The following is a 24,735-nucleotide window of genomic DNA, read 5'->3' on the forward strand; positions in this document are numbered from 1 at the left end:
GGGTCAGTCGCGAACAATCCCGTCGACGACGACCTCGAGCATGGGGCGCACGTCGAGCTCCGTGTGGCTCGTGTCGGCGACGCTCGCGACGCCGCTCACGAGGCGCATGACGTTCGCGGCGTCGATGCCGGGACGCAGTTCGCCGTCCTCGTCGAGGTGGTCGATGACCCGGCGGTTGGCGTCGCTCATGACGCGGCACTTGCGATACATCGGCGAGGCGGGGTCGTCCATGGCGGCGCAGATCTTGCTCGCCGCTCCGCGGTGCAGCGTGATGTGGTCGATGAAGTGCTCGAACCAGCCGAGCAGCATCTCGCGCGCGGGCAGTCCGGTGGCGATCGCGGCGTCGGCGTCGGCGGCGACCCGGTCGGTCCAGTCCTGCATGAGGGCGTCGACGAGGGCCTCGCGGGTGGGGAAGTGGCGGTAGAGCGTGCCCGGACCGACCCCCGCCCGCTTGGCGATCTCATCGAGCGAGGAGTCGGTGCCGCGCTCGGTGAAGACGATGCGGGCGGTCGCCAGGATCTTGTCGTAGTTGCGCCTGGCGTCGGCGCGCATCGGACGGGGAGATTTCTCGGCGGCGTCCTGAGCTGGTCCGTCGGCCGAGTCCCCTTGGGCGGCAACGGTTTCCGGCGACGGATCGAGCGTCGCCTTGCCGGTGTCGGCAGGCGTCACGAGAAACTCCCTTGCTAAAACGGAGACAGTCTCCGTATTGTGGGTCAGGCAGAACCGGAGTGGTTCTCCGCTAATCGTAGCGCCGACCGTCGTCACAGAGGAGTCCGGCAACCATGACCACCACGATCCGCCCCACCCGACAGGCCCTGCGCGTCCACCGGTCGCACCTGGCCACCACGCACCGCGCCCCGCTCGTCCAGCGCCGCGAGCAGACCGGCGCCGCCAGCGGCTCCGGTGCCACGCGCACCCGAGCCCTGGCCTTCACCCCCATGACCCGCGACCCGCTCACCGCCGAGACGTCGCGCACCCCGTCCGCGGACCACCGGTCCCAGCACCACGAATCCTGAGGTCAGAGATGTCGACCACCGCCACCCGCACCACCACCGACCCCCGACAACCCACCGGAGCCGACCATGCTGCCCGTCGGGGAGCCATCGGGCTCGGCATCGTCCTCGTCGCCCAGCTCATGCTCGTGCTCGACGCGACCGTCGTGAACGTCGCACTGCCGCACATCCAGACCGACCTCGGCTTCTCGCCCGCCGGTCTCTCGTGGGTGCTCAACGCCTACACCCTCGCCTTCGGGGGACTGCTCCTGCTCGGCGGCCGCCTCGGCGACGTCTTCGGGCGCCTGCGCACCTTCGAGATCGGCCTCGGCATCTTCACGGTCGCTAGCCTGCTCGGCGGCCTCGCGACCTCGCCCGCATGGCTCATCGCCGCCCGCACCCTGCAGGGGGTCGGCGCTGCACTCGCCGCCCCGAGCGTCCTCGCGCTGGTGACGACGAGCGCGCCCAACGACGCTGCCCGTAACCGTGGCCTGGCCCTCTTCACGGCCGTCTCGTCCGCCGGTGCGTCCATCGGCCTGCTCCTCGGCGGCGTCCTCACGGACTTGGTCAGCTGGCACTGGACCCTCTTCGTCAACGTCCCGATCGGCGCCGTCGTGCTCGTCCTCGCGCGCCGCTTCGTGACGGAGACGCCGAGGGTCCGTGGCCGTTTCGACGTCGTCGGCGCCGTCACGGCGACCCTCGGGTCGGTCGCGGTCGTCCACGGTTTCATCAGTGCCGCCGACCGTGGCTGGACCGCCCCCCTGACGCTGGCGTCCTTCGTCGTCGGGATGGCCCTGCTCGCCCTCTTCGTGCGCACCGAGGACCGGGTGGCCGTGCCCCTGCTGCCCCTCGCGCTGGTCCGGAACCGCACCCGTGGCGGGGCCCTCGTGCTCATGGCGCTCGTCGTCGGGGCCCAGTTCTCGACCTTCTTCTTCGTGACGCAGTACCTCCAGCTCGTCCTCGGCTTCAGCCCCGTGGCCACCGGAGCGGCGTTCCTCCCGCTCAGCCTCGCGATCTTCGCGACGTCCCGGGTCAGCGCCCGCCTCGTCGCCAAGGCCGGCCCGCGCCCGATGCTCCTCGTGGGGACCCTGGGCCTCACGGCGAGCTTCGTCTGGCTGAGCAGCATCTCGACGACGAGCACGTATGCCGGCCACCTCCTCGGTGCGCTGGTGCTCAACGGAGTCTCCGCGGCACTCGTCTTCATGCCGGTCACCGTCGTCGTCCTCGGCGGCGTCGACCGCACCCAGGCCGGCACGGTGTCGGGCCTGCTGCAGACCGCGCAGCAGCTCGGCGGCGCCGTCGGGCTCGCGGCCATCGTCAGCGTCTACGCGTCGCAGGCCGTGCCGGGCGAGTTCGTCCCGGGCGTCAGGCCCGCCTTCCTGACGTCGGCGACGTTCACGCTGGTCGCGCTCGCGGTCGCTGCGTTCGTGCTGCGGCCGCGTCCGGCGCAGGCCGTGGCCGTGTCGTCCGAGGGCCGGCGCGAGACGGCAGCCGTGGGCGCAGCAGACGGCGCCGAGGCGAGCTGACACCCTCCTCCGCATGAACCGGCGCATGGTGCTGCGTCCGGTGGGGTGATCACCCCAGCGGACGCAGCACCATCTGCTTCTCCATCGCCACCACCCGGTCTGACTGCACCGGCGGCGGTGCCGGAGACGACGCGACCCCCGCAGCCCGGGTGGGCGGCGGGGGCCGGCGACACGGCATACGTCCTCGGTGGGTCAGTGCCCCTGCGGCATCGCCCAGCGGGCGGTCGAGACGCCCTGCTCCTTGGCGCGCTCGAGCGCCTCGCCGATGATCTTCTCGGCAGCCTCACGGTTGCCCCAGTCGGAGCCCTCGACGTGCTTGCCCGGCTCGAGGTCCTTGTAGCGCTCGAAGAAGTGCTGGATCTCCTTGAGGCGGAACTCGTTGACGTCGGTGATGTCCTGCACGTCGACGTTGCGCGGGTCGACGGGCACGCAGAGCACCTTGTCGTCGCCGCCGGCCTCGTCGGTCATGTGGAAGACGCCGATCGGGCGGACCTCGACGACGACGCCGGGGAAGAGCGGCTCGGGCAGCAGAACGAGGGCGTCCAGGGGGTCGCCGTCCTCGCCGAGGGAGTCCTCGATGTAGCCGTAGTCGGCGGGGTAGGCCATCGGCGTGAAGAGGTAGCGGTCGAGCCGGATCCGGCCCGTCTCGTGGTCGACCTCGTACTTGTTGCGCTGTCCGCGCGGGATCTCGATGGTGACGTCGAACTCCACGTCTTCCCCTTCTTCACGGTCTTCGGGTGCTGGCTGGGTGCGGCTCGGGTGCCGGAGCACTCGCCTGCGGCTGACAGAATCGTTCGCGACAGTGTGTCAGCAAGGACCGGCCTTGCGCGAAACAGCACGGACGACGGGACGGGGGTGACGCGCCATGGCGCCACAGTCGGAGCCCGGCCGACGCGCTCCTCGCCTGACGTACGGCATGGCCGTGGTGTGGTCGGTCGTGACGATCCTGCTGGGGTATGCCGTCCTCGACGTCGCCGACGCCGCGCCCGGTGTGCTGACGCTGCGTCCACTGCCGCCGCCCGCGCCGACCGAGTACGTCGCCAGGCGCACGCTCCCGCTCGTGCCCCAGCCCTCGCTGTCGACGTCGGTGGAGGCCCCGCTGCCGTCGCTGGCGGGCGACACCGCCGCGGCGACCGCGAGCGGCATGGAGCGGGCCCTGGCCTCCGTGGTGTCGCTACCGGCGCTGCGCGACTCGGCACTCGTCGTGCGGGACGGCCAGAGTGGCGAGGTGCTCCTCGACCAGCGCGGCGACGACCTGCGCATCCCGGCCTCGACGACGAAGCTGCTCTCCGCGGCGGCCATCGGCCGGGTCTTCGCCCCCGACGAGACGCTGCGCACCGTGGTGCGCGAGGGAGACACTCCCGAGCAGGTCGTCCTCGTTGCCGGCGGCGACTCGCTGCTGGCTCCCGGCAAGGGCGACCCCGAGGCCGTGGCCGGTCGTGCGGGCCTGGGCGACCTCGCCGACCAGGTCGCGAGGGCCCTCAAGGGCCGAGGCACCCGCAGGGTCACGCTCTTCGTCGACGAGTCGTATGCCGGTGGGCCCACGACGGCGCCGACGTGGGCCCCGACGTTCCGCAGCTCCGGCATCACCGGCGCGGTCGCGATGCTCGGCCTGTCGAGCCAGCGGGCACGGGGCGGCGCCCCGGGTCCGGCCGACCCCGTCGTCTCGGTGCGGTCGGCCTTCGTCAAGCTGCTCGAGTCCCGTGGCATCGACGTGCGGGTAGCGCCTCGGGGCCGGGCTCCGGGTACCCCCGGTTCGCCGATGCCGACACCGACCCGCTCCGGTGCACCGTCTGCGACGCCCGGCGACAGCGCCACCCAGGACGACCGGGCCGCGGCGCCGACCGAGGGGCCGGGCGCGATCCTCGGCAGCGTCCAGTCAGCCCCCGTCCGTGAGCAGCTGGCTCTGGCCCTGACCGACAGCGACAACGCCCTCACCGAGATCCTCGCCCGCCAGGCGGCCTACCGCTCCGGGGCCGGCACAGCCTTCGCAGCGGTGGGCTCCTGGGTCGTCTCACAGGTCGCCGCACTCGGCCTCGACACGGCCGGCGTGACCCTCTCCGACGCGAGTGGGTTGTCACGCGAGAACCGGGTGCGCGCCTCGCTCCTGTCCGACGTGCTCGTGCTCGGCTACGACGGGAACCACCCCGTGCTGCGGCGCGCTCTCGACGGCCTCCCCATCGGTGGCCTGACCGGCACCCTCGCCGACCGGTTCGCCGGATCGAACCACGCTGCGGCGGGCCGGGCCCGGGCCAAGACCGGCACCCTGACGGGCGCCAACGCGCTCGCCGGGAGCGTCGTCGACGACAGCGGCCGGCTGCTCGTCTTCGTGGGTATGGTCGCCGGAGTGGGAACCAACGACGCGCGGGCGGCGTTGGACCATCTGGTAGCGGCGATCGCCTCCTGCGGGTGCCGTTGACGGGCCGATGGGCCTCCCAGACACCTCTCGCGACGACGACACCGTCACGGCACGGAAAGGGCTGGCATGACCGACACAACCCTCCCGACTCCAGTGGACGCCAGCCGTCCTGACCGCTCGGGGGGTGCGCCGGCCGCGTCCGTCGACTACGAGTTCGCGAAGCGGACCGGACGGTTGGTCGTCAACCCCGGGCCGCAGGTCTCGAGCGACGAGGCCGCCGCGATCGTGGCCGACCTGCGTGCAGCGGCCGCGGAGGCCGTCGCCCCGGTCGCCGAGACCAGTGCCCTCACGGCGCCCGCCGACGCACCCGACCCGCTGGTCGTCGACCGTGCGGGCTGGATCAGCGTCAACGTCGACTCGTTCAAGGCGATGCTCGACCCCGTCGTCGACAAGCTCAACGCGACGAAGAAGTCCTCGACGAGTGCCACGGCCGCGGCGATCGGCGGCAAGGTGACCGGCGCCGAGATGGGCGGCCTGCTCGCCTTCCTCTCGAGCAAGGTGCTTGGCCAGTACGACCTCGCGCCCGGCGGCACGCCTCGCCTGCTGCTGGTCGCACCGAACATCGTCGCCGCCGAGCGGCGCATGCAGGTCGACCCGACCGACTTCCGCCGATGGGTGGCCATGCACGAGGAAACGCACCGTGTGCAGTTCACCGCAGTGCCGTGGCTGCGTGACCACATGGTCGCCCGCACCCAGGCCCTCGCCGTGGACCTCGCGCCCACGCCGGAGGACCTGTCGAGGCGGTTCGAGCAGCTGACGAAGAACCTTCCCCAGGTGCTGAGCTCGGGAGAGGGGATCGGCCAGCTCCTCGCGACCCCCGAGCAGAAGGCGCAGATCGCCGAGCTGACGGCCGTCATGTCGCTGCTCGAGGGCCATGCCGACGTCGTCATGGACGCCGTCGGCCCGAAGGTCATCCCGAGCGTCGACGAGATCCGTCGCAAGTTCGACGCGCGCCGCAACAGCGCGGTCGGGGTCGACCGCCTGCTGCGCAAGCTGCTCGGTCTCGAGGCCAAGATGCGCCAGTACCGCGACGGAGCCGTCTTCGTCCGGGCCGTCACCGACCGGGTCGGTCGCGACGGGTTCAACGCCGTCTGGACCTCGCCGGAGACCCTGCCGCGGGCCGCCGAGATCCTCGAGCCGGACGCCTGGGTGCGTCGGGTCCACGGCTGAGCGATGCGAGCCCCAGCGCAGATGCCCGGTCCCGACCCCGCCGTCGCCGCCACCCGACTCGCGGTGCGCGAGCACCTCGCTGACGTGCCCGCGGGAGGCGTCGTGCTCGTCGCCTGCTCGGGAGGTCCTGACTCGGTGGCCCTCGCCGCGGCGCTCGCCTTCGAGGCGCCCCGCGCGGGGGTGCGCGGCGGCGCCCTCGTCGTCGACCACGCCCTCCAGGAGCACTCCGCCCGGGTGGCCGAGGACGCTGCCGCCCTCTGTCACGAGATGGGGCTCGACCCGGTCGAGGTCGTGCGCGCCGAGGTGCGCACGAGCGGCGCCGGCCTCGAGGCGGACGCCCGCTCGGCGCGCTACGCCGCCCTCGAGGCGGCTGCCGACCGGCTCGGCGCGTGCACCGTGTTGATCGGTCACACGCGCGACGACCAGGCCGAGCAGGTGCTGCTGGGCCTGTCGAGGGGCTCGGGGGCCCGGTCGCTCAGCGGTATGCCCGTGCGCCGGGACCGCTTCGTGCGCCCCCTTCTCGCCCTGCCGCGCGCCACGACACTGGCTGCCTGCGCGGCCTACGGCATCGACCCGTGGGACGACCCCCACAACAGCGACGACACGTTCCGCCGGGTGCGGGCGCGGCGCCTGCTCGCGGCGCTCGAGTCCGAGCTCGGGCCCGGGTTCGCTGCGGCGCTCGCGCGCAGCGCCGACCTGCTCCGCGAGGATGCCGACTACCTGGAGAGCCTGGCCCTGACCGCCCGCGCGGACCTCCCGGGGGGACCCGGCGGCGACGGCGTGGACCTCGTAGCCCTCGCGGCCCTGCCCCGGGCGATCCGCACTCGCGTGTGGAGATTGCTCGCCGCCGAGGCCGGCGCACCGCTCGCCGACGTCAGCGCTGCGCACGTCGAGTCGCTCGACGCCCTGCTGACCTCGTGGCACGGCCAGGGCCCGCTCCACGTCCCGGGCGGCATCGCCGTCGCCCGCACGGACGGGGCCATCGTCTTCAGCCCGCTGCGCCAAGCCGCCAACGCCTGACCGCGCGGTGTGGGCCCCCCGGTCGGGTGCGGTTGAATGGTCCCGCCCCGCACGACCCCCCGCACCGCACTGAGGAGCCTTCGTGGATCACGAGCACATGGGAGACGACCTGGCCAAGGTCCTGCTCACCGAGGAGCAGATCCAGGCCCGGCTCGCCGAGCTCGCCGCCGACATCTGGAAGGACTACGAGGGCAAGGAGTTCCTGCTCGTCGGGGTCCTCAAGGGCGCCGTGGTCGTCATGGCCGACCTCATGCGCGCCCTGCCCGGCACCGCGCCGATGGACTGGATGGCGGTCTCGTCCTACGGCTCCGGCACCAAGAGCTCGGGCGTCGTGCGCATCCTCAAGGACCTCGACACCGACATCACCGGCCGGCACGTGCTCATCATCGAGGACATCATCGACTCCGGCCTGACCCTCTCGTGGATCAAGTCCAACCTCGAGTCGCGCAGCCCCGCGTCGGTGGAGATCTGCACCCTGCTGCGCAAGCCCGACGTCGTCAAGGTCGACATCCCGGTCAAGTACGTCGGCTTCGACATCCCCAACGAGTTCGTCGTGGGCTACGGGCTCGACTACGCCGAGAAGTACCGCAACCTGCGCTGCGTCGGCACCCTCGCGCCGCACGTCTACGCGTGACCTTCTCGATCGTCGCCCGACAGGGTGAGGCCCACGGCATCGCCGTCGCGAGCAAGTTCCTCGCCGTCGGCGCCGTGGTCCCGGGTGCACGGCTCGGCGTCGGGGCCGTCGCGACGCAGTCCTTCGCCCGCGTCGCCTACCTCGACGAGCTGCTCGGCCGCCTGGCCGCGGGGGAGTCGGCCGACGACGCGCTCGACGCCGCCACCGTCCTCGACGAGGGCCGCGAGACGCGCCAGGTCGGGGTCGTCGGACTCGCGTCCGCCGCGACCTTCACCGGCTCGGAGTGCAACGACTGGGCCGGCGGCGTCGCGCGCGACGACGGCGACACGGCATACGCCATTCAGGGCAACATCCTCACGGGGCCCGAGGTCGTCGAGGCCATGGAGCGTGCGTGGCACGACTCGGCCGGGCAGCCCCTGGCCCGACGGCTCCTCGCCGCGCTCGTCGCCGGCGACGACGCCGGGGGCGACTCCCGTGGGCGCCAGAGCACGGCGCTGTATGCCGTGGAGCCGGGTGCGGGCTACGACGCCTGCGGGGTGCTCGCCGACCTTCGCGTCGACGACCACGCCGACCCCGTGACCGAGCTCGGCCGGCTGCTCTCGGACTGGGAGATGTACTTCGGCCGGCCGGAGGACGTCGCGCCGCTCGAGGGAGCACTCGCCGACGAGGTGCGCGACCGGCTGGCGCGTGTCGGCTTCACCGGCGACGACGGCGCCACGGCCCTGGCCGACTGGGCCGGCAACGCCAACTACGAGGCCCGTCTCAGCCCCGACGGCATCGACCGCCGCGTCCTCGAGGCCCTCCGCGCCGCCACCGGCGGCTGACGCTGCGACCGGAACCCGCGACGGCCGGGTTGGTCACGGGCCCGCCGCATGCGGAACACTGGTGGTCCACCGGACGTTGTGCCGGTGGACAAACTCACCGGACGAGCAGGAGGACCGGGGCCCGACAGGTCCCGCACGTACATGGACGCTAAGCGGATTCTGCGCACACCACTGCTGTGGATCTTGGTCCTCATCAGCGCGCTCGTCTTCGGCATGATGTTCTCCGAGTCCGGCCCGCCCCGGATCGACACGTCGGCTGCGATGACGCAGATCACCGACGGCAACGTCGAGTCGGCCAAGCTGCTCAACAACGAGCGCATGGAGCTGACCCTCAAGAAGCCCTACACCTCGCCCGACGGCACGGTGAAGGACGCGAAGACCGTCTACGCCTTCTACGTCGACGCGCGTGGCAAGCAGGTCGTCGACGCGCTCGACGCCAAGCCGCCGGCCCAGGGCGTCGACGACCAGATCGACCAGCCCAGCTGGTTCGGCTCGCTGCTCTTCTCGGTCCTGCCGATCCTCGTCATCCTCGGGCTCTTCTGGTTCCTCATGGGCCAGATGCAGGGCGGTGGCAACCGCGTCATGCAGTTCGGCAAGTCCCGCGCGAAGCTCGCGACGAAGGACACGCCCAAGGTGACCTTCTCCGACGTCGCCGGCTGCGACGAGGCCATCGAGGAGCTCCAGGAGATCAAGGAGTTCCTCCAGGAGCCCGCGAAGTTCCTCGCGGTCGGCGCCAAGATCCCCAAGGGTGTGCTGCTCTACGGCCAGCCCGGTACCGGCAAGACGCTGCTCGCCCGAGCTGTCGCCGGTGAGGCGGGCGTGCCGTTCTACTCGATCTCCGGCTCCGACTTTGTCGAGATGTTCGTCGGTGTCGGCGCGAGCCGCGTCCGCGACCTCTTCGAGCAGGCCAAGGCCAACGCCCCAGCCATCGTCTTCGTCGACGAGATCGACGCCGTCGGACGCCACCGCGGCGCCGGCATGGGCGGCGGTCACGACGAGCGCGAGCAGACGCTCAACCAGCTCCTCGTCGAGATGGACGGCTTCGACGTCAAGACCAACGTCATCCTCATCGCGGCGACCAACCGCCCCGACATCCTCGACCCGGCCCTGCTGCGTCCGGGCCGCTTCGACCGCCAGATCGCCGTCGACGCGCCCGACATGATCGGCCGCCACCGGATCCTCGAGGTCCACGCCCAGGGCAAGCCCGTGACGGCCGACGTCGACCTGCTCGCCGTCGCCCGCCGCACGCCGGGTTTCACCGGCGCCGACCTCGCCAACGTCCTCAACGAGGCCGCCCTGCTCACCGCTCGCGGCGACCGGAAGGTCATCGACAACGAGGCCCTCGACGAGGCCATCGACCGCGTCATCGCCGGTCCGCAGAAGCGCACGCGCATCATGTCGGCCAAGGAGCGCAAGATCACGGCCTACCACGAGGGTGGTCACGCCCTCGTCGCCGCGGCGCTCAACCACACCGACCCGGTCACGAAGATCACGATCCTCCCGCGCGGTCGCGCCCTCGGCTACACGATGGTCATGCCGCTCGACGACAAGTACTCCACGACGCGCAACGAGATCCTCGACCAGCTCGCCTACGCCCTCGGTGGCCGCGTCGCCGAGGAGATCGTCTTCCACGAGCCGACCACCGGTGCGAGCAACGACATCGAGAAGGCCACGGGGATGGCCCGCAAGATGGTCACCGAGTTCGGCATGTCCGCACGCGTGGGTGCCATCAAGCTCGGCCAGAGCACCGGCGAGGTCTTCCTCGGCCGCGACATGGGCCACCAGCGCGACTACTCCGAGGAGGTCGCCCGCATCGTCGACGAGGAGGTCCGAGCCCTCATCGACGCGGCCCACGACGAGGCGTACGCCGCTCTCAACGCCAACCGCGACCTGCTCGACCACCTCGTCCTCGAGCTCCTCGAGAAGGAGACGCTCAACGTCCACGAGCTGGCCGAGCTGTTCAAGTCGGTCTCCAAGGCGCCGCAGCGCCCGACCTGGCTGTCGTCGCAGACGCGCCAGCTCAGCGACCGGCCGCCGGTGCTGACGCCCGCAGAGATCGCGGCGCAGAACGGCTCGGGTGGCCAGAACGGTCACCTGCCGCCGCCGGTGCCGGCCGACAAGAGGCTCGAGGACAAGATCGACGAGGCTGCGTCGGTGGGCGCCCACCCCCTGGCCGAGGAGCACCCCGCCGAGCACATCATCGAGGTGCCGGACGACCGCCCCGTCAACCCCAACGAGAAGGGCTGACGGGTGGCGATCGACCAGGCACGGGCGGAGGCGGCCGTGCGGGAGCTGCTCCTCGCCATCGGCGAGGACCCCGAACGCGAGGGTCTGCTCGACACCCCGGGCAGAGTGGCTCGTTCGTTCGCCGAGATCTACGCCGGGCTCGACATGACGGCGGCTGACGTCCTCGGCACGACGTTCGAGATCGACCACCAGGAGCTCGTCATCGTGCGGGACATCGAGCTCTACAGCACGTGCGAGCACCACCTCGTGCCGTTCCACGGGGTGGCTCACGTGGGCTACATCCCGGGCAAGGACGGTCGGGTCACCGGGCTGTCGAAGCTCGCGCGCCTCGTCGAGGTCTACGCCCGGCGGCCCCAGGTGCAGGAGCGCCTCACGACCCAGATCGCCGACGCGATGGTCGAGCACCTCGACGTCCAGGGCGTCATCGTCGTCGTCCAGGCCGAGCACCTGTGCATGTCGATGCGTGGCATCCGCAAGCCCGGGGCGAGCACCATCACCTCGGCGGTCCGCGGTCAGCTGCGCAACGCGGCAACTCGAGCAGAGGCCATGGCGCTGATGCTCGAGGGCAACAAGTGATCCCGGGCCGGACCTCCACCACTTCACCCGCGACACAATGGCGCTCATGACTGCGTCTGCCTCGTCAGCTTCGTCAGCCCGCCGCGACCGGACCGCCCCCGACGCGACCACGCTCCTGTCGGTCACCGACCGCGCGCTCGTCATGGGCGTCGTCAACGTGACGCCCGACTCCTTCTCCGACGGCGGGCAGTGGTTCGAGCCGGACGCCGCCATCGCGCACGGCCGCGACGTCGTCGCGGCCGGCGCCGACATCGTCGACGTGGGCGGCGAGTCGACGAGACCCGGAGCCGAGCGCCCGTCGGTCGAGGAGGAGCTGCGCCGCGTCGTCCCGCTCGTCACCGCTCTGGCCGCCGAGGGTGCGGTCGTCTCCGTCGACACGATGCGGGCCTCGGTCGCGCGAGCTGCGGTCGAGGCGGGGGCCTCGATCGTCAACGACGTCTCAGGCGGCCTGGCCGACCCCGAGATGGTGCCTTGGGTCGCGGCCAACCGACTGCCCTTCATCGCCATGCACTGGCGCGGGCACAGCACCGACATGCAGTCGCGCGCCGTCTACGACGACGTCGTCGACGACGTCATCCGTGAGCTCGCCGAGCGGCGCGACGCGTTGCTCGACGGCGGCATCGAGGCGGAGAACCTCGTGCTCGACCCCGGGCTCGGGTTCGCGAAGAACGCCGACCACAACTGGGCCCTCCTGGCCGCCCTGCCGGCGCTGCACGACCTCGGCCAGCCGATCCTGCTCGGAGCCTCACGCAAGACCTTCCTCGGTCGCCTCGGTCGTGACGAGGGGGCCGCGCCGAGGCCCGCCGCGGACCGCGACGTCGAGACGACCGCGACCTCGGTGATGGCGGCCATGGCGGGGCTCTGGTGCGTACGCGTGCACGACGTCGCCTCGACGGTGCGCGCGCTCACCGTCGTCCAGGCCGCCCTCGAGCACGCCCCCGACGACGATGCCTCCGACGACGATGTCCCCGACGACGATGGCCCCGACGAGCTCGGCGACGCGTCCGGGGGCCTCGGCCGATGACCGACCGCATCGTGCTGCAGGGCGTCTCGGCCCGCGGCAACCATGGCGTGCTCGCCTTCGAGAAGCGCGACGGCCAGACCTTCCTCGTCGACGTGACCATGGCGTGCGACCTCGAGCGGGCCGGTCGCACCGACGACCTCGCCGCCACGGTCAACTACGCCGAGGTGGCCGGCGACGTCGTCGCCCGCATCACGGGCCCGTCGTTCGACCTCATCGAGCGCCTCGCCGAGGTCATCGCCGACGATGTGCTGCGCCACGACCTCGTCGAGCTCGTCGAGGTCGTCGTCCACAAGCCCGAGGCGCCGGTCGGCCACCCGTTCACCGACGTTCAGGTGCGCGTCGAGCGCGCCAACGCCGCGCACGTCGCCATCGCGCTCGGCTCCAACCTCGGTGACCGCGGAGAGACCCTCGCGGCGGCCGTGCGAGCCCTGCGCAACCTCCCCGGCCTCACCGTGACGGCTGTGTCGGAGGTCGTCGAGACCGACCCCGTCGGCGGTCCGGACCAGCCGCCCTACCTCAACGCGGTGGCCGTCGGGCGCGCGACGTCGGCCCCTGCCGACCTGCTCGCCGCGCTCCACGCCATCGAGGCCGAGCACGGCCGCACCCGTGAGATTCGTTGGGGCGCAAGAACGCTCGATCTCGACCTGATCCAGTTCGGGACCCCTGGCAGCTCGCGCGAAGTCGTCAGCGACGATCCCGCGCTGCTCCTGCCCCATCCGCGCGCCCACGAGCGCGCCTTCGTCCTCGTGCCGTGGGCCGACGCCGACCCCAGGGCCACGCTGCGCGTGGGCGCCGGGGACGGCGGCATACGCCTGGTGGTCGACCTGCTGGCCGACCTCGACCGATCGGGTGTGCGCCCCGGTCCCCGATGGGAGCAGCAGTGAGACCACACTCCGGCATCCGGGTCCAGACGCTCGTGCTCGTGGGCGTGGGCATGACGGTGGTTGCGTGGCTCGCGCTGCGCTGGCTCTCCTCCGGCGGCAGCCCCATGCCCGAGCCGGGCTGGATCGGGGCGGTCGCCATGCTCTTCCTCGGCGGCGGGCTGCTCCTTGCCGGTTGGCAGGTGCGCAAGGTCCGCGACGGACTGTCCCACCCTGCCGTCACCCCGCTGCGCGCCGCACGGACGCTCGTGCTCGGCCAGGCTGGGGCGCTCACCGGGGCGGTGCTCGTCGGGTGGTATGCCGCGAACGCGCTCGTCCTGCTGCCCGACGCCGACGTCGAGTCCCAGCGCGGCCGCATCTGGCTGTTCGTGCTGCACGCCGTCGTGGCGCTGCTGCTCGCCGTCGCGGGCATGGTCGTGCAGAACTGGTGCCGGCTGCGTCCGCGCGACGACGAGGACGAGGATCAGCCCCCGGCCTGATCCCCTGGCGTCGTGCCCTGCTGCATCGTGTGCGTCATGGTGCTGCGCCCGGTGGGGTGATGACACCACCAGACGCAGCACCATCCGCAGGTCCTCGGGGGTCCCGCGTCAGGTGGTGCCGGCGATGGTGACCGTCGACGTGGGGGCAGGCGTGGTCGGGACGGACGGCGGCCGGGGCGGCCCGTCCGGGGTCGTGGTGCGCGCCGGCCACGGCGGCGGGATGGTGTCGACCGTGTCCTCGTCGGAGCACGCCGCGGCGAACGCGATGGTGGCCGTGATGACCGTGACGGCCACGGCCCGCAGGACACTCGCGCGCGTGGGGCGGGCGGACGGCATACGACCCCTCACTTGTCGATGTCCCCGACGACGAAGAACATCGATCCGAGGATCGCGACCATGTCGGCGATGAGCTGGCCCGGCAGCATCTCGGAGAGCACGGAGACGTTGTTGAACGACGCGGAGCGCAGCTTGAGCCGCCACGGCGTCTTCTCGCCGCGCGAGACGAGGTAGTAGCCGTTGAAGCCGAGGGGGTTCTCGGTCGCGCTGTAGATCTCGCCCTCGGGCACCTTGAGGACCTTGGGCAGCTTGACGTTGATCGGGCCCCGCGGCAGCTGCACGAGCCGGTCGAGGCAGGCCTGCGCGACGTCGAGCGAGACGTGGACCTGCTCGAGCAGCACCTCGAGGCGGGACAGGCAGTCGCCGGCCGTACGGGTCACGACACGGCCGGGACCCTGGTCGCCGAAGAGCTCCCCGTAGGCGAGGTAGGGCGCGTCGCGGCGCAGGTCGACGTCGAGCCCGCTGGCCCTCGCGACCGGGCCGGAGACGCCGTAGGCCTCGACCATGGCCCGCGACAGGACCCCCACCCCACGCGTCCGTGCCTCGAGGATCTCGTTGCCCACGATGAGGCGCTCGAGGTCGGGAAGTCGCTTGCGCACGTTGGCGATCGCGTTGTCGACGCGGCCCATCCACCCGGCCGGGAGGTCCTCCTTGAGGCCGCCGACGCGGTTGAACATGTAGTGCATGCGCCCGCCCGACACCTCCTCCATGACGGCCTGGAGCTCCTCGCGCTCGCGGAACGCGTGGAAGACCGGCGTGATGGCGCCGAGCTCGAGGGGGTAGCTGCCGAGGAACATCAGGTGGTTGAGCACGCGGTTGAGCTCCGCGAGCGCGGTGCGTGCCCAGACGGCCCGTTCGGGCACCTCCATGCCGAGCATCTGCTCGACGCCGAGCACGACGCCGAGCTCGTTGGAGAAGGCGCTGAGCCAGTCGTGCCGGTTGGCGAGCACGATGATCTGGCGGTAGTCGCGGACCTCGAAGAGCTTCTCGGCGCCCCGGTGCATGTAGCCGACGATCGGCTCGGCGCTGACGATCCGCTCGCCGTCGACGACGATGCGCAGCCGGAGCACGCCGTGCGTGGCCGGGTGCTGCGGGCCGATGTTGAGCACCATGTCGGCCGTCGCGAGGCCGCCCGCACCGACCCCGACGGTCAGGGCCTGACGCTGGTGCGGCGACGCGGCGGTGGTGTCCGTCATGCGCCCGAGCCTACGGCCCAGACCCGTGCTGTATGCCGTGTGGCCCCTCCTCCCGCCGGGTGGCCCCGGTGCGGCAGAGTGGACACGTGAGCCCGACGCCCGTGCCGCGCGCGACCTTCGACCTGCGCGATCCCGCTTTCGTCGCCGACCCCTACGCGGCCCTGGCCCGGGCCCGCGAGCACGCGCCCGTCCTGTGGCACGAGGGGCTGGGCCTCTGGGTCACGACGACGCACGCGGCCGCCAACGACGTCCTGCGCGACCGTCGGCTCGGCCGCATCCTGCGCCCGCGATCGAGCGGCGACGACGGCTGGACGACGTTCGACTGGTTGCACGCCGACTCGATCCTCGACTCCGAGCCGCCCAAGCACACGCGGCTGCGCCGGCTCGTCGCGGGCGCCTTCGCCCGCGGGCACGTGGCACGGCTGCGTCCCCGGGTCGAGGAGGTGGCGGCGGGCCTGCTCGACGAGGTCGAGCACGTCCTCGAGCGCGACGGCCGGGTCGACGTCATCGCCACCTATGCGGAGCCACTGCCGGTGCTGGTCATCTGCGAGCTGCTCGGCGCGCCGACGGCGGACTGGAAGCGGCTCCGCGACTGGTCGCAGGCCATCGTCCGGATGTACGAGGTCGACCCGGACGAGCACGCCCAGCAGGACGCGCAGCGCGCCTGTGAGGAGTTCGCGGCCTACGTCGAGCGGCTCGCCGCCGACCGGGCCGCGGCACCGGGGGACGACCTGCTCACCTCGCTCGTGCAGGAGCGTGACGGCGGCGACCGGCTCTCGCCGCGCGAGCTCATCGCCACGGTCGTCCTGCTGCTCAACGCGGGCCACGAGGCCAGCGTCAACGGTTTCGGCAACGGCCTCGCCTCGGTCCTGGCGGACCCCGCCCAGCTCGAGGCCGTGGTGGCGGCCTTGGACGAGCCCGGAGCCGTCGACCGGGTCGTCGAGGAGATGCTGCGGCACGACTCACCGCTCCACCTCTTCGAGCGCACCGCGACGGCGGACGTCGAGCTCCACGGCGTCACGGTCCGCCGCGGTGAGAAGGTCGCCGCCCTGCTCGGCGCCGCCAATCGCGACCCTGCCGTCTTCGCCGAGCCCGACCGCTTCGTGGCGGACCGCGACCCGAACCCGCACCTCGCCTTCGGTGCCGGCATCCACTTCTGCCTGGGGGCGCCGCTGGCCCGGATGGAGCTGCAGATCTCGACCCGGGCACTGCTCGAACGACTCGGACCGGTCGAGGTCGTCGACGCCACCCGCAGGCCGACGTTCGTGCTGCGCGGCTACGAGCGCCTCGTCGTCGCCCGTCGTCGCCCGTCGTGAACGGCAGGCAGGGCGTGCCCGTGGCCGGGTCGCCGCATCGAGCGAGTGAGACGTGGACGGCATGAGTGAGCTCACGCCCTACATCTGCGTGGCCGACTCACGCAGCGCGATCGAGTGGTACCGCGAGCATCTCGGCGCCGAGCTGACCGTCGATCCGATCGTCATGGACGACGGGCGCGTCGGCCACTGCGAGCTGGACGTCGACGGAGCGAGCTGGATGATGTCCGACGCGTTCGACGAGGCAGGTGTGGCAGCCCCGGACCCCGGGCGCGGCAACGCCGTGACCCTGCACCTCACGGTGTCCGACATCGACGAGCGCTGCCGCCGGGTGCAGGCGGGCGGCGCGACGCTCGACCGCGGTCCCGAGGACAACCCGCCGATCGGCCGGCTCGCGGTCTTCCACGACCCCTTCGGCCACCGCTGGGTCCTCAACCAGCCGCTGCCGGCGACGGACTCGGTGCCAGATCCCCGCTGACCCCTCCGGGGGGGCGTCAGGACCGGTCGGCCGTGCGGCCGCGCAGCACGAGGAAGCCACCCACCCCGAGCAGCACGACCGTGCCCACGATCGTGAGCAGGATCGGCACGAGGAGTGAGCCCTGGTCGTCGGTGGCGGCGACCGGCTTGACGTGCACCGTGGCCCCCGCGGTCGCCGTCGAGCCGTCGAGCCCGGTCGTCGCGTGGAACGAGAAGGTGCCCGTCACGGGGTGACCGTCGTCGGACGTGACGCGGTAGGACACCGTGTAGTCCCCGCCCGGGGCCGTGGCTTCGATGGCCTGGGAGACGTCGCGGCCCTTGATCGTCGGGGCGCCGGACGACACGGGTCCTGAGGGACCGGTGACGACGACCTGCGCGCCGATCGTGAGGGGCGCCTCGGAGAAGGTGAGTATCACCGAGCTCGGCAGGTGCGTGACGGTCGTGCCGTCCGCCGGGTTGGTCCGCTCGAGCACGTCGTGGGCGAAGGCCGCCGAGGGGACCATGACGAGCAGCCCCAGGGCGAGCAGTGCTGAGGCGAGACGACGCATGCTCTTCAGGTTACGGCGTGCCCGGAACGCGCTTGACGGCCCACCAGAAGCCGCCGAAGCCGTCCCCGTCGAGCAGCCGCGCCTCGGCGCCGGCCCGCTCGAGCGCCGCGAGGTAGGCGACCGGGTCGGCGCTCGCGAGCGCGTGCGGCGGGATGGCGCCCGTCAGCCCCAGGGCCTGCAGCGCCTCTCGCTGGGTGCGCACGACGTCCGCGTCGAGCGTGTCCATCGCGACGTGGGCCGTGAGGTCGCACGACCCGTCGGGCACCGGTGGGGTCAGCTGACCGCCGGCGTACGCCGTGAGCGTCCCACCGAGGGGACGCGTCGTCGCCGTGTGGCCGTAGTCCACCGCGACGAGCGTGCCCGAGGCGACGCGCGAGACGAGGTCGGACCACGCGTCGTCACGGGCGCGGCCGACCTCGATGCGGTCGCCCGGCCTGGTGGTCGGCCAGTGGGCCTCGGCCCAGCGACGGTCCGCGTCGGTGAGCATGGCACCGCGGGACTCCTCGCCCGACGCGGGGTCGACGAGGACCTCGCGGGGGGTGCCGTCGTCGTCGACCTCGGCCACCGTGCACGGGACGACGTCGAGCCACTCGTGCGCGACGACGAGCGCGTCGCGCAGGTCGGTGAGCTCGGGCGGGAGGCCCGCGCCGCCGGGGGAGCGGAGCCACTCGACGTGCTGGTCGAGCCCCTCCGGACGGTCGACGACGTCCACCGCCACCACCCGCGGGCGAGGTGATCCGTCGCGAGGGGGCGCGACGGCATACCTCGACCCGGAGGTGGCGTCGCTGGGTCGAGGTGATCCGTCGCGAGGGGGCGCGACGGCATACCTGGACCCGGAGTGTTCGAGGGCGGCCAACAGGTGCGTCGCGAGCTCGCCGCGGCCCGCGCCGACGTCGACGACGACCGAGGGGGGCGCCGCGCCGTGCTCGGCGGCCCACAGCCCGAGCACCGCCTCGGCGAGCACGCGTCCCGTCGGACCGTGTGCGGCTGTCGTGAAGTGGGCGGCGGGACCGCCGCGCGCGACGTAGAAACCCCGCCCGGCGGCATACAACGCCTCGTGCCACGCGTCGCGCCAGGGAACGGGATCCACGCCTCCGGACTGTAGGCGATAGCGTGCCGTGGGTGAGCACCCCGCACGAGCGTCCCGCGCGCTTCGACGTCGGCATCGTGGGCGCCGGGCGCGTCGGAGCCGTCCTCGGAGCCGCTCTGGCCCGCGCCGGCCACGTCGTCAGCGCCGTCTCGGCCGTCAGCGAGGAGAGCCTCGAGCGGGCCGCCACCCTGCTGCCGGGAGTGCCGGTCAAGCCGATCCCCGAGGTCGTCGCCGGCGCCCACCTCGTGGTGCTCGCCGTGCCCGACGACGCCCTCGCCGACCTCATCGCGGGGCTGAGCGCGACCGGCACCTTCACGCCCGGCCAGCTCGTCATGCACACGTCCGGGGCGCACGGCATCTCGGTGTTCGAGTCGGCGGCCGGCAGCGACATCGTGCCGCTCGCGATCCACCCGGCCATGACGTTCACCGGCACGCCGCTCGACCTCGACCGGCTGCACGACTGCTGCTTCGGCGTGACGACCCCCGATCTCGCGCGGCCCCTCGGCGAGGCGCTCGTGATCGAGATGGGCGGCGACCCGGTCTGGGTCGCGGAGGAGGACCGCGTCACCTACCACGCCGCCCTGGCCCACGGCTCGAACCACCTCGTCACCCTGGTCGCCCAGTCGATGCAGCTGCTCGTCGACGCGGGGGTCGAGGACCCCGCGCGTGTCCTCGAGCCACTGCTCACGGCCGCCCTGTCCAACACGCTCCAGCGAGGTGACGCAGCCCTCACCGGTCCGGTGGCGCGCGGCGATGCCGGTACCGTTGCCGAGCACGTCGCGATGCTGCGCAAGGTGGCCCCGGACATCCGCCCGACCTACCTGGCTCTGGCCCGCGCGACGGCGCAGCGTGCCCTGCTGAGCGGACGCCTCCGCGCCTCCGACGCCGACCCGCTGCTCGAGCTGCTCGCGCACGAGGAGGACCAACCGTGACCGACACCACCGCGCCACCCGCGTCGCCGCCCATCGCCCCCGTCGTCGCCCGCACCCGTGAGGAGCTGCACGAGGCCCGGTCTGCGCTGGACGACGGCGACATCGCCGTCGTCATGACCATGGGTGCCCTGCACGAGGGACACGCGACGCTGATCCACCAGGCGCGCCAGGCGCACCGCCACGTGGTCGTGACGATCTTCCTCAACCCGCTCCAGTTCGGGCCCAAGGAGGACCTCTCGCGCTACCCGCGCACCTTCGATGCCGACCTCGAGATCTGCACAGCCGCTGGTGTCGACCTCGTCTTCGCGCCGACCCCCGACGTCGTCTACCCCGAGGGCGACCCGGGGGTGCGCGTCTCCGCAGGTCCGCTCGGCGACGTCCTCGAGGGCCAGGCCCGGCCCGGGCACTTCGACGGCATGCTCACGGTCGTCGGCAAGCTCATGCACCTGACGCGGTGCAGCGCGGCCTACTTTGGGCAGAAGGACGCCCAGCAGCTGCTGCTCATCCGCCGGATGTGTCGCGACCTCGACTTCCCGGTGCGTGTCGTGGCGGTGCCGACCGTGCGCGAGTCCGACGGCCTCGCGATGTCGAGCCGCAACACCTACCTCACGGCGTCCGACCGCGAGACGGCCCTGTGCCTCTCGGCCGCCCTGCGCGCCGGCGCGGCAGCGGCGCCCGAGGGCCCGTCGGCGGTCCGTCGCGCCGCGCGGTCCGTGCTCGTGCGCGAGCCGCTCGCGCTCATCGACTACCTCGTGCTCGTCCATCCGGACACCCTCGAGGACGTGCCGGAGTGGTATCGCGGCGAAGCGCTGCTGGCCGTGGCCGGTCGGGTCGGCACGACCCGCCTCATCGACAACCTGCCGGTCCTCGTCGGCCCCGGCGGCGGGGCGCTCGAGACCTTCACGCAGACCTGAGCGGCCTGAGTCCCGCTCTCCCACAACGGCGCTCGCCGTCGACAGTCCCCGAGGAAGCCCATCGTGCAGCGTTTCATGCTCCACTCGAAGATCCACCGTGCGACGGTGACGCAGGCCGACCTGCACTACGTCGGTTCGCTGACGATCGACCGCGACCTGCTCGACGCGGCCGATCTGTGGCCGGGCCAGCAGGTCGACGTCGTCGACGTCGACAACGGCAACCGCCTGACGACGTATGCGATCGAGGGCGAGCGGGGCACGGGGATCGTCTGCATCAACGGCGCCGCCGCACGGCTCATCTCGCCGGGCGACACGGTCATCATCATCGCCTATGCCGCGATGGACGATGCCGAGGCGCGTACGTTCGAGCCGCACGTCGTCTTCGTGGACGAGCGCAACCACGTCGTCGAGGTGGGGCACGATGCAGGGGACGTGCCGGACGGATTCGGCCTGATGACCTCGGCCGTGACCGGGCGCCACCACGAGTGCCAGCACGAGACCCAGCACGAGACCCAGCACGAGACCCAGCACGAGACCCAGCACCAGACCCAGGACTGAGAGGCCAGCCGTATGCCGCAGAGCGGGCTCCCCGACGTGACCGTCCCCCGGCGGCTGCGTGCGCCTGCGCCCGGCTGGACGACCACGGCTGACGTCATCGTCGTCGGCTCCGGCATCGCCGGGCTCACGACCGCGCTGCGCCTGCGCCGACGCGTCGACCGCGTCCTGCTCGTGACGAAGACGGTGCTCGACGAGGGGTCGACGGCCTGGGCACAGGGCGGGATCGCCGCCGTCATGTCGCCGGAGGACAGCCCCGCCGAGCACATCCACGACACGCTCGTCGCGGGCGTCGGCCTCTGTGACGTCGACGCCGTCGAGACCCTCGTGCGGGAGGGCACGGACGCCGTCTGGGACCTCATCGCGCTCGGGGCGGAGTTCGACCGTGGCGACACGGGTGGGCTGTCGCTGACCCGCGAGGGCGGCCACCACCGCGACCGCATCCTGCACGCCGGTGGCGACGCGACGGGACGAGAGATCAGCCGCGCCCTCATCGCGGCGCTCGACCGGGTGCGCGACGACCCGGGCATCGAGGTCATCGAGCACGCGCTGGTCGTCGACCTGCTCACCGATGCGGACCAGCGGGTCTGCGGCGTCACGCTCCACGTCATCGGCGAGGGCCAGGTCGACGGTGTCGGTGCCGCCCACGCCCGCGCCGTCGTGCTCGCAACCGGTGGTCTCGGCCAGATCTACGCCTCGACGACGAACCCGTCGGTGGCGACGGGCGATGGCATGGCCGCCGCGCTGCGGGCCGGCGCCGTGCTCGCCGACCTCGAGTTCGTGCAGTTCCACCCCACCGTGCTGTGGCTCGGCGAGGGCTCGCGCGGCCAGCAGCCCCTCATCTCCGAGGCGGTCCGGGGCGAGGGTGCCTTCCTCGTCGACGAGGAAGGCGAGCGGTTCATGCAGGGTCAGCACCCCCTCGCCGACCTCGCGCCCCGTGACGTCGTCGCCCGCGCGATCATCGCCCGGATGCGCGAGACGGGCACCGACCACGTCTACCTCGACTGCCGTGACCTCGGCGCCGAGTTCCTCGAGCAGCGCTTCCCGTCGATCGTCTCCCGCTGTCGCGAGCTCGGGTTCGACCCCGCGACGCAGCTGCTGCCGGTTGCACCGGCGCAGCACTACGCCAGCGGAGGGGTGCGCACCGACCTGCGGGGACGGTCCTCGCTCGAGGGTCTCTACGCGTGCGGCGAGACGTCGTGCACCGGCGTGCACGGGGCCAACCGTCTTGCGAGCAACTCGCTCCTGGAGGGGCTCGTCTTCGCCCGCCGCATCGCCGACGACCTCACGACCCGTCTCGGTGCGGGTGAGCTCCCCGAGACGACGCCCGCCGCACCCGTCGGAACCCCGGAGCTGATCCGCGGCAAGCGCCGGCTGGACGTGCAACGCGCCATGACCGCGGGGTCAGGGACGGTCCGCTCGGCAGTCTCGCTCGCCGCGACGCAGGAGACCCTCGCCGCGCTCGCGGCTCGTGCAGTCACCGACGACGCCGACAAGCAGGGCGGACCCAAGAGCTGGGAGGCGACCAACCTGCTCCACCTCGGCCGCGCCCTGACGTATGCCGCGGCCCTCCGGGACGAGACCCGTGGCGGTCACGTGCGCGAGGACTTCCCGTCGCGCGACGACGAGAACTTCCTGCACCATGTGCACCTGCAGCGCTCCGACGCCGGGGTTCTCGAGACCCGTGTGGTGCCTGTGCCACGCTCGAACCTCGACGGCCTCGACCTCGACCACCAGGCCTCGGGCACGACTGCGGCAGAAGACTACTCACGGCTGAGAGGACACCGGTGACCACCGACGGACTGAGCGGCTTCCCGCACGAGTGGGCGACCGCGCTCGTCGACGTGGCCCTGCGAGAGGACCTCGGTCCAGACGGCGTCGACGTGACGACCCTGGCCACGATCCCGGCTGACCAGACGCGCACCGCTGAGATCGTCGCCCGCGCCCCGGGTGTCGTCGCCGGCGTTCCGGTCATCGCTCTCGTGCTCGCCGCGGTCGCCGGGAAGGTCGGGGGAGAGGTGCCGTCGGTCGAGGTCGTCAACGACGACGGTGCCCGGCTCGAGAGGGGTGACGTCATCGCACGGCTCACCGGCCCGACCCAGGTCATCCTCGTCGCCGAGCGCACGATCCTCAACATCATGAGCCGGCTCTCGGGCGTGGCCACGCACACGCGGCGCTGGGCCGACGCGCTCGGCGGCACCTCGACCATGGTCCTCGACACCCGCAAGACCACGCCCGGCATGCGCTGGCTCGAGAAGTACGCCGTGCGGTGCGGTGGTGGCACCAACAAGCGCATGGGCCTCTACGACGTCGCGATGATCAAGGACAACCACAAGCTCGCAGCCGGCTCGGTGGCGGCGGCATACGGCCTCGTGCGCGAGCGCTTCCCGCACGTCGACGTGCAGGTCGAGGTGACGACGCCGGCCGAGGCGCAGGAGGCCTACGACGCGGGGGCGCGCTTCATCATGTGCGACAACATGTCGGTCGACGTGCTGCGCGAGACGGTCGAGCTGCTCCGCGCCGCAGGTGAACCCGTCGAGATCGAGGCGACGGGCGGGCTCACCCTCGAGGTCGTCGGCGACTATGCCGCGACCGGGGTCGACTTCGTGTCGGTCGGCGGCCTGACGCACAGCTCGCCCATCGTCGACATCGCCCTCGACCTCACCGACTGAAACCGTCGAAAGGCCACGTGTGGCCGCCACGCAACCGTCGAAAGGCCACGTCTGGCCGCCTCCCACTCGTCGAGAGGCCATGTGTGGCCGCCAGGTATCGGTCGAAAGGCCACGTGTGGTCACTCGACCGCCTGTGGACCAGGGCCGAACGTGGCCTCTCGACCGGTCGGCGGCCGAACGTGGCCTCTCGACGGTGGAAAAAGGGGGAGGGTGGGTCAGAAGTGGCGGTACCAGAGGTTGACGGCGTAGTCGACGCCCGTGGCGTCGGGATGCTCGGCGAGGATGAGGTCGGCGTGCTCGGGTGCGAACTCGATGCCGACGACGGCCTCGAAGTCCTCGCGCGAGTCGAAGTCCCAGCGGATGTCGAGCCGCTCGCGCGACCAGCCCTGCCGCTCCCAGAAGCGTTCGACGGCCCGCGGGTCGTAGGTCGGCAAGGCACGCCGGAACCACCGGCCGAAGGTCGAGCGCGTCGCGTCGTTGTCGAGCACGAAGGCCGCGCCGCCCGGCCGCACGACCCGTTCCAGCTCGGCCAGGCCCGGCTCGCAGCCCGGCCCGAAGAAGTACGCCCACCGAGCGTGCGCCACGTCGAACGAGCCGTCGGGCACCCCGAGCGCGGCCGCACCCTCCTCGCGGACCGAGACTGACGGCATACCCGAGATGCGTTGCGCCGCAAGGGTGGCCAGCGGTGGGTGCGGCTCGACGCCGACGACCGAGCGGGCGTCGCGGGCGAAGTACGGCAGGTGGTAACCGGTGCCGCACCCGATGTCGACGACGTCGAGCCCAGACCAGTCGAGCACCGAGCGCATGGCGTCCTCGATGACGTGCGCGCGGTCGACGCCGCGGTTCTCGACCTCGTAGACGTCGGGCGTCTCCCAGATGTTGGGGGAGGGGATGATCTCGCTCATCGCGA

At 72.3% G+C, this 24,735-nt stretch carries 26 protein-coding genes; 19 read left to right on the top strand and 7 right to left on the bottom strand.

Translation table 11 applies throughout. The features are described 5' to 3' along the window. Positions 1-3 precede the first annotated feature (3 nt). Positions 4-669: a TetR/AcrR family transcriptional regulator gene (locus AB4030_RS10705; RefSeq protein ID WP_442279204.1), complete on the bottom strand. Its 666-nt coding sequence runs from the start codon at positions 667-669 to the stop codon at positions 4-6. A 113-nt stretch (positions 670-782) separates the two neighbouring features. Here AB4030_RS10705 and AB4030_RS10710 point away from each other — a divergent pair, with 113 nt between their 5' ends. Continuing rightward, on the top strand, positions 783-1,016 hold the full coding sequence (locus AB4030_RS10710) for a hypothetical protein (RefSeq protein WP_442279205.1): 234 nt from the start codon (positions 783-785) through the stop codon (positions 1,014-1,016). A gap of 8 nt (positions 1,017-1,024) precedes the next feature. Continuing rightward, complete coding sequence (locus tag AB4030_RS10715) at positions 1,025-2,518, top strand: MFS transporter (RefSeq protein WP_442279206.1); 1,494 nt, start codon at positions 1,025-1,027, stop codon at positions 2,516-2,518. Between the two features lie 192 nt (positions 2,519-2,710). Here AB4030_RS10715 and AB4030_RS10720 read toward each other — a convergent pair whose 3' ends face one another. Further along, on the bottom strand, positions 2,711-3,229 hold the full coding sequence (locus AB4030_RS10720; RefSeq protein WP_442279207.1) for an inorganic diphosphatase: 519 nt from the start codon (positions 3,227-3,229) through the stop codon (positions 2,711-2,713). A gap of 154 nt (positions 3,230-3,383) precedes the next feature. On the opposite strand from AB4030_RS10720, the gene AB4030_RS10725 reads away from it, so the two are divergent. The 10 genes from AB4030_RS10725 (at position 3,384) to AB4030_RS10770 (ending at position 13,792) form a co-directional block, all read left to right on the top strand. Further along, positions 3,384-4,937, top strand: a complete 1,554-nt coding sequence (locus AB4030_RS10725) for a D-alanyl-D-alanine carboxypeptidase/D-alanyl-D-alanine-endopeptidase (RefSeq protein ID WP_442279208.1) — start codon at positions 3,384-3,386, stop codon at positions 4,935-4,937. A 66-nt stretch (positions 4,938-5,003) separates the two neighbouring features. Continuing rightward, a complete protein-coding gene (locus tag AB4030_RS10730) occupies positions 5,004-6,107 on the top strand; it encodes a zinc-dependent metalloprotease (RefSeq protein WP_442279209.1) in 1,104 nt (367 codons plus the stop codon). A gap of 21 nt (positions 6,108-6,128) precedes the next feature. Then, on the top strand, positions 6,129-7,127 hold the full coding sequence (gene tilS, locus AB4030_RS10735; protein ID WP_442279321.1) for a tRNA lysidine(34) synthetase TilS: 999 nt from the start codon (positions 6,129-6,131) through the stop codon (positions 7,125-7,127). Positions 7,128-7,209: 82 nt separating this feature from the next. After that, the gene (hpt, locus tag AB4030_RS10740; RefSeq protein WP_442279210.1) at positions 7,210-7,761 is read left to right on the top strand and encodes a hypoxanthine phosphoribosyltransferase; all 552 of its coding nucleotides are present in this window, start codon (positions 7,210-7,212) and stop codon (positions 7,759-7,761) included. Continuing rightward, a complete protein-coding gene (locus tag AB4030_RS10745; protein ID WP_442279211.1) occupies positions 7,758-8,585 on the top strand; it encodes a DUF1028 domain-containing protein in 828 nt (275 codons plus the stop codon). The genes hpt and AB4030_RS10745 overlap by 4 nt, the downstream gene beginning before the upstream one ends. Before the next feature lie 141 nt (positions 8,586-8,726). Next, entirely contained in the window at positions 8,727-10,832 is a 2,106-nt protein-coding gene (gene ftsH / locus AB4030_RS10750; protein WP_442279212.1) for an ATP-dependent zinc metalloprotease FtsH, read from the top strand. 3 nt (positions 10,833-10,835) lie between these two features. After that, on the top strand, positions 10,836-11,408 hold the full coding sequence (folE, locus tag AB4030_RS10755) for a GTP cyclohydrolase I FolE (protein ID WP_442279213.1): 573 nt from the start codon (positions 10,836-10,838) through the stop codon (positions 11,406-11,408). 46 nt (positions 11,409-11,454) lie between these two features. Then, positions 11,455-12,432 (top strand): dihydropteroate synthase, encoded by a 978-nt coding sequence (gene folP / locus AB4030_RS10760; protein ID WP_442279214.1) that lies wholly within the window; start codon positions 11,455-11,457, stop codon positions 12,430-12,432. Continuing rightward, entirely contained in the window at positions 12,429-13,316 is an 888-nt protein-coding gene (gene folK / locus AB4030_RS10765; protein ID WP_442279215.1) for a 2-amino-4-hydroxy-6-hydroxymethyldihydropteridine diphosphokinase, read from the top strand. The genes folP and folK overlap by 4 nt, the downstream gene beginning before the upstream one ends. Further along, complete coding sequence (locus tag AB4030_RS10770; RefSeq protein ID WP_442279216.1) at positions 13,313-13,792, top strand: DUF3180 domain-containing protein; 480 nt, start codon at positions 13,313-13,315, stop codon at positions 13,790-13,792. The genes folK and AB4030_RS10770 overlap by 4 nt, the downstream gene beginning before the upstream one ends. 108 nt (positions 13,793-13,900) lie before the next feature. On the opposite strand, the gene AB4030_RS10775 is transcribed toward AB4030_RS10770, so the two are convergent. Together AB4030_RS10775 and AB4030_RS10780 are read right to left on the bottom strand one after the other, a co-directional pair. Continuing rightward, complete coding sequence (locus tag AB4030_RS10775; RefSeq protein ID WP_442279217.1) at positions 13,901-14,128, bottom strand: hypothetical protein; 228 nt, start codon at positions 14,126-14,128, stop codon at positions 13,901-13,903. An 8-nt stretch (positions 14,129-14,136) separates the two neighbouring features. Next, the gene (locus AB4030_RS10780) at positions 14,137-15,324 is read right to left on the bottom strand and encodes an NADH-quinone oxidoreductase subunit D (RefSeq protein WP_442279218.1); all 1,188 of its coding nucleotides are present in this window, start codon (positions 15,322-15,324) and stop codon (positions 14,137-14,139) included. Positions 15,325-15,410: 86 nt separating this feature from the next. Between AB4030_RS10780 and AB4030_RS10785 the strand changes: the two genes are divergently transcribed. Beyond that, the gene (locus AB4030_RS10785; RefSeq protein ID WP_442279219.1) at positions 15,411-16,640 is read left to right on the top strand and encodes a cytochrome P450; all 1,230 of its coding nucleotides are present in this window, start codon (positions 15,411-15,413) and stop codon (positions 16,638-16,640) included. A 61-nt stretch (positions 16,641-16,701) separates the two neighbouring features. Next, a complete protein-coding gene (locus AB4030_RS10790) occupies positions 16,702-17,115 on the top strand; it encodes a VOC family protein (RefSeq protein ID WP_442279220.1) in 414 nt (137 codons plus the stop codon). A gap of 16 nt (positions 17,116-17,131) precedes the next feature. On the opposite strand, the gene AB4030_RS10795 is transcribed toward AB4030_RS10790, so the two are convergent. Continuing rightward, on the bottom strand, positions 17,132-17,662 hold the full coding sequence (locus AB4030_RS10795; RefSeq protein WP_442279221.1) for a copper resistance CopC family protein: 531 nt from the start codon (positions 17,660-17,662) through the stop codon (positions 17,132-17,134). A gap of 10 nt (positions 17,663-17,672) precedes the next feature. Continuing rightward, positions 17,673-18,752: an SAM-dependent methyltransferase gene (locus AB4030_RS10800; RefSeq protein WP_442279222.1), complete on the bottom strand. Its 1,080-nt coding sequence runs from the start codon at positions 18,750-18,752 to the stop codon at positions 17,673-17,675. Positions 18,753-18,775: 23 nt separating this feature from the next. Between AB4030_RS10800 and AB4030_RS10805 the strand changes: the two genes are divergently transcribed. The 5 genes from AB4030_RS10805 to nadC all read left to right on the top strand — a co-directional run bounded on the left by AB4030_RS10805 (position 18,776) and on the right by nadC (position 23,825). After that, complete coding sequence (locus AB4030_RS10805) at positions 18,776-19,684, top strand: Rossmann-like and DUF2520 domain-containing protein (protein ID WP_442279223.1); 909 nt, start codon at positions 18,776-18,778, stop codon at positions 19,682-19,684. Further along, positions 19,681-20,598 (top strand): pantoate--beta-alanine ligase, encoded by a 918-nt coding sequence (gene panC / locus AB4030_RS10810; RefSeq protein WP_442279224.1) that lies wholly within the window; start codon positions 19,681-19,683, stop codon positions 20,596-20,598. The genes AB4030_RS10805 and panC overlap by 4 nt, the downstream gene beginning before the upstream one ends. A gap of 63 nt (positions 20,599-20,661) precedes the next feature. After that, a complete protein-coding gene (gene panD, locus AB4030_RS10815; protein ID WP_442279225.1) occupies positions 20,662-21,156 on the top strand; it encodes an aspartate 1-decarboxylase in 495 nt (164 codons plus the stop codon). Between the two features lie 12 nt (positions 21,157-21,168). After that, positions 21,169-22,944, top strand: coding sequence for an L-aspartate oxidase (locus tag AB4030_RS10820; RefSeq protein WP_442279226.1), 1,776 nt, complete (start codon positions 21,169-21,171; stop codon positions 22,942-22,944). Beyond that, on the top strand, positions 22,941-23,825 hold the full coding sequence (gene nadC, locus AB4030_RS10825) for a carboxylating nicotinate-nucleotide diphosphorylase (RefSeq protein WP_442279227.1): 885 nt from the start codon (positions 22,941-22,943) through the stop codon (positions 23,823-23,825). The genes AB4030_RS10820 and nadC overlap by 4 nt, the downstream gene beginning before the upstream one ends. Before the next feature lie 215 nt (positions 23,826-24,040). On the opposite strand, the gene AB4030_RS10830 is transcribed toward nadC, so the two are convergent. Next, positions 24,041-24,730, bottom strand: coding sequence for a class I SAM-dependent methyltransferase (locus tag AB4030_RS10830; RefSeq protein WP_442279228.1), 690 nt, complete (start codon positions 24,728-24,730; stop codon positions 24,041-24,043). Positions 24,731-24,735 lie beyond the last annotated feature (5 nt).

The sequence above is a fragment of the Terrabacter sp. 2YAF2 genome, assembly GCF_052114705.1.
Classification (GTDB): domain Bacteria; phylum Actinomycetota; class Actinomycetes; order Actinomycetales; family Dermatophilaceae; genus Terrabacter.

Excerpts from the sequence above, each read along its gene's own strand:
- AB4030_RS10725 (WP_442279208.1), top strand. The coding sequence starts at position 3,384 with ATGGCGCCACAGTCGGAGCCCGGCCGACGCGCTCCTCGCCTGACGTAC.
- AB4030_RS10715 (WP_442279206.1), top strand. The coding sequence starts at position 1,025 with ATGTCGACCACCGCCACCCGCACCACCACCGACCCCCGACAACCCACC.
- AB4030_RS10710 (WP_442279205.1), top strand. The coding sequence starts at position 783 with ATGACCACCACGATCCGCCCCACCCGACAGGCCCTGCGCGTCCACCGG.
- AB4030_RS10830 (WP_442279228.1), bottom strand. The coding sequence starts at position 24,730 with ATGAGCGAGATCATCCCCTCCCCCAACATCTGGGAGACGCCCGACGTC.
- AB4030_RS10795 (WP_442279221.1), bottom strand. The coding sequence starts at position 17,662 with ATGCGTCGTCTCGCCTCAGCACTGCTCGCCCTGGGGCTGCTCGTCATG.
- AB4030_RS10790 (WP_442279220.1), top strand. The coding sequence starts at position 16,702 with ATGAGTGAGCTCACGCCCTACATCTGCGTGGCCGACTCACGCAGCGCG.
- AB4030_RS10820 (WP_442279226.1), top strand. The coding sequence starts at position 21,169 with ATGCCGCAGAGCGGGCTCCCCGACGTGACCGTCCCCCGGCGGCTGCGT.
- folP (WP_442279214.1), top strand. The coding sequence starts at position 11,455 with ATGACTGCGTCTGCCTCGTCAGCTTCGTCAGCCCGCCGCGACCGGACC.
- AB4030_RS10730 (WP_442279209.1), top strand. The coding sequence starts at position 5,004 with ATGACCGACACAACCCTCCCGACTCCAGTGGACGCCAGCCGTCCTGAC.
- AB4030_RS10775 (WP_442279217.1), bottom strand. The coding sequence starts at position 14,128 with ATGCCGTCCGCCCGCCCCACGCGCGCGAGTGTCCTGCGGGCCGTGGCC.
- AB4030_RS10780 (WP_442279218.1), bottom strand. The coding sequence starts at position 15,324 with ATGACGGACACCACCGCCGCGTCGCCGCACCAGCGTCAGGCCCTGACC.
- tilS (WP_442279321.1), top strand. The coding sequence starts at position 6,129 with ATGCCCGGTCCCGACCCCGCCGTCGCCGCCACCCGACTCGCGGTGCGC.
- ftsH (WP_442279212.1), top strand. The coding sequence starts at position 8,727 with ATGGACGCTAAGCGGATTCTGCGCACACCACTGCTGTGGATCTTGGTC.
- folK (WP_442279215.1), top strand. The coding sequence starts at position 12,429 with ATGACCGACCGCATCGTGCTGCAGGGCGTCTCGGCCCGCGGCAACCAT.